Below are 3,282 nucleotides of genomic sequence, written 5' to 3'. Positions count from 1 at the left end.
GTGGTGCGGAACACGTAGCCGTACTTGTCACCGGCGAAGGTGCTGTCCTTCGGGCCCGAAGCCTGAGCGGTGCCGGCAACGAAAGCGGCAGCAAGGGCGGCGGCGGTGATCAGGGTCTTGGCGAAGAGGTTCGAGGTCATGATGTTCTCCATTTGCATTTGAGGACCCGCGCTTGGGCGGAATCGAATCGGTACGCTTTGGAACCCTTCGCTTCTTCTGTCCGTTATCTACTAGTAGATAGATAARCTGACCAAAAAAAACGGGGATTCCCCGGGTGATGCGCTGGATCCTCTTTCCTGCTTCAGCTTTTCTTGCTGGGGCGGAGCAGCGGCTTCCATGTCGTGAATATTATCTACTGGTAGATAGATAGTCAAGGGGTTTTTTGATCGGATACCAGAAATCCAGGATATCGCGCAAAGCGCACATGGACCGAGGCGATGCGCTCGAAGAAAAACCAGGATAGCCAGGAACGCCAGAAAGATCAGGGGAATGCACCGGCCGCTGCGCACGTTTCGCGCTCCGGGACAGGGCGCTGCCGAAAGGAAAAAACGCAACAAGGATTTACAACGTTTTACTACGGCCTCCCCGGGATTCGCTCCTACGATGAACTGTGCGGGACGCGGCATAGGCGGGCGCGGGGCGAGTACTCATATGCCCTGGCCTGCCTTCACTTGTGTGCCCCGCTGGCCCACCGAGGTTACCGCCCCAGTTTGTCTGGCGTGGCGCAGATGCCAGCTATTCCGGCCAGCCTGTGCCCGAGCGCTCCCTCGCTGAACCATAGGCGACCACCTCCTTACCACCGGAGCAAGAGATGCGCAGAGTACTCACGTTGACGTTACTTGTCGCCGCCGCAACGGCTTCAGGCTTGAGCTATGGCCAGCAGAAAAAGTTCGACCCGTACACCGACGGGGCCAAGGCCAGCAAGGCCGATCCCTATACGGATGGAGCGAAAACCGGCAAATTCGATCCCTACACGGATGGCGCGAAGCAATCCACGCAAATGGACCTGAATGCCACGCAGGGCAAGCCCGATCCTTACACGGACGGGGCCAAGGCCGGCAAGGCGGATCCCTATACGGACGGCGCCAAGGCCGGCAAGGCCGACCCGTACACGGACGGCGCGAAATCGAAGTAACGAGCAGCCGAAAGGCGCGGCACCCTACGTTGCCGCGCCGCCGCGTGGCAATGCTGATGCCTGGGCAATAGCGCCCCGGCTTCGGACCTTTGCAGCGGCAACCCCGCGCGACCCCTTGCCTGGCCGCGGAGGCTGTACTTGTGTGCGCAAATTCACGTTGCCCTCCCCCCCTTGCCCGCTTCCCCCATCGCGACGTCTAGCCAGCCAGGATCCGCTCCGGTTGCCGGCCGCTGGCGCCCAGCAACACCTCCGTGCCGCGCTGCGATGCCAGGATGGCGCGTGCACTGTATTCGCGCATGGCGGTTTCGTAGCCGCCAATGGCCGCCCGCAGCGAGCGGCGGCCGGCGGCGGCCTCGCCCAGCTGCCGCGATAGCAGGAGCGCATCGTGCAGCGCCGTGTTCGCGCCCAGGCYGCCGGCCGGGCTCATGGCGTGGATGGCGTCTCCCAGCACCGTGACGGCACTGCTTGGCCAGGCAGCGGGCACATCTGCCGTCCTGACTGGCACCACGGCCAGCGAGGCACGATCGCTCTGCTGGAACAGCGGGCGCAGCCCGGCATGCCACCCCGCCGTGATGCGTTCGAGGCGTGCGGCAAGCGCGTCCTGTTGCAACGCATCCCCGGCTTCCCAGCCGATGCCAAGGGCTTCGCGCGCGCCAAAGATGGCCCAGTAAAGGTAGTCGCCAGGCATGCTCAGGYGGTACCCCGCGGGCGGTGGCCGGAACCGCATCGGATCGATGATGACGCCCAGGCCATCGCCGAAGACGATCGACGTCCTGGCCGGCAGCAAGCCGGATAGCCGCACCAGCGTGGCAGGCGTGGGATAGGTCTTGCCGTAGAGGCAGGCAAACCCGGTATCGGCCGGTGCCGCGCTCGGCAGGCGCCGCCGGCGCACCCTTGAATTGACGCCATCCGCCGCGACGAGTAAGTCCGATACGGTGGATGAACCATCGGAGAAGCCCGTTTGCACGCGAGCGTCGTCGTCCTCGCGGTAACGCACGAACGCCTTGCTGAAATGCACCCGGTCCTCGATGCCATGCATCAGGACTTCGCGCAGCGTCTGGCGGTTCACGCTCAGGTCTTCTGCTTCTGCTTCTGCTTCCGCTTCCGCTGCGGCGGGCGCATCGCCGCGGCCACGCCGCCACGACTCCACCCACCTGCCGCTGACGGCCTCGAGCCCGGTGTCGACTATGTTGACGCCAGCGTTGGGGATGGCACCAGTCGCCTGGAACACGCTGAGCAGCGCCGCAGGCAGGCAACCCTTCAAGGCCTCTTGGCCCGCGTGGTCGATCCGGATGCGGTAGCCCTGCGTACGGCTGGCCAGCGCGGCGTCGCGCTCATAGACGTCGAAGGCAATGCCGCGCCGCTTGAGCCCTTGCGCCAGGCATAAGCCTCCCAGGCCGGCGCCGATGATGGTGATGTGCAGTGGTTTCATAGGCAGGAAGAATGTCGCGGTTTGGGCCATGACGGTGGTTGTACAGCGCTCAACGGGCGGCTGCCCCGGGTGCCGGTGCATCCGCGGGTGCATCCGGCGTGGTCTCGTCCAGCGCCCGCGCGGCCARCGCAAGCGCGTCGGCCATGGTGGCGGAAATCGCCATGGGAATGCCAAAGGCCTTGACGGCAAGCAATGCCTGGGCCCTGAGCGCGGCCCGCTTGATCGGGTCGGGCTCGATGTGGATCAGCGCCTTGCATACCGCGCCGAGCGGCGCCTTGCACTGTTTCAGCCACAAGGCGCGCTGCTTGCGGTCCTCCTGCGTCTCCTCGGCTGGCCGCTGGTCATGGATCAGGACAAAAGGCCGGCCCTGCTCGACCAGCGCGGTCATCTCCTCGCGCCACTGGATGGCATAGCCCGGCTGCATGGCCTGCGTGCGGCCGATCACGATGGGAAAACGGCTGGCGTCGTAAATCTGGCAGCTGGGAATTTCCGATATTGCGGGTATTGCCGGCATGGCGGGGATTGCGGTCTGCATGTGGATCTCCTGCGGCGCGGGGAAATGTGGATGGCGGCGCCTTGGGAGCAGTATCTGGCGTAAACGCGTAGACTCGATATCGTTATCCTGCCTAAAAATAATGCATTTCAGCCATGTCGTCGCATCCATCCCATCCTGCGCCCTCTGCCCGCGTGACAGCGCCCTCTGCCCGCGTGACAG

The 3,282-nt window shown here is 64.5% G+C and carries 3 protein-coding genes; 1 reads left to right on the top strand and 2 read right to left on the bottom strand.

Translation table 11 applies throughout. The annotated features are described in order from the left end of the window. Nucleotides 1-811: 811 nt before the first annotated feature. Nucleotides 812-1,135, top strand: coding sequence for a hypothetical protein (locus AC1DS3_RS37010; protein WP_441630894.1), 324 nt, complete (start codon nt 812-814; stop codon nt 1,133-1,135). A gap of 196 nt (nt 1,136-1,331) precedes the next feature. Here AC1DS3_RS37010 and AC1DS3_RS37005 read toward each other — a convergent pair whose 3' ends face one another. Then, a complete protein-coding gene (locus tag AC1DS3_RS37005) occupies nt 1,332-2,567 on the bottom strand; it encodes an FAD-dependent oxidoreductase (protein ID WP_477129178.1) in 1,236 nt (411 codons plus the stop codon). Between the two features lie 49 nt (nt 2,568-2,616). Further along, on the bottom strand, nt 2,617-3,102 hold the full coding sequence (locus AC1DS3_RS37000) for a hypothetical protein (protein WP_441630890.1): 486 nt from the start codon (nt 3,100-3,102) through the stop codon (nt 2,617-2,619). Between the last annotated feature and the right edge of the window lie 180 nt (nt 3,103-3,282).

The organism is Cupriavidus sp. 01L46, assembly GCF_056399905.1.
Note: the sequence above shows the minus strand (reverse complement) of the source record. Positions and strands in the feature narration are given on the sequence as shown.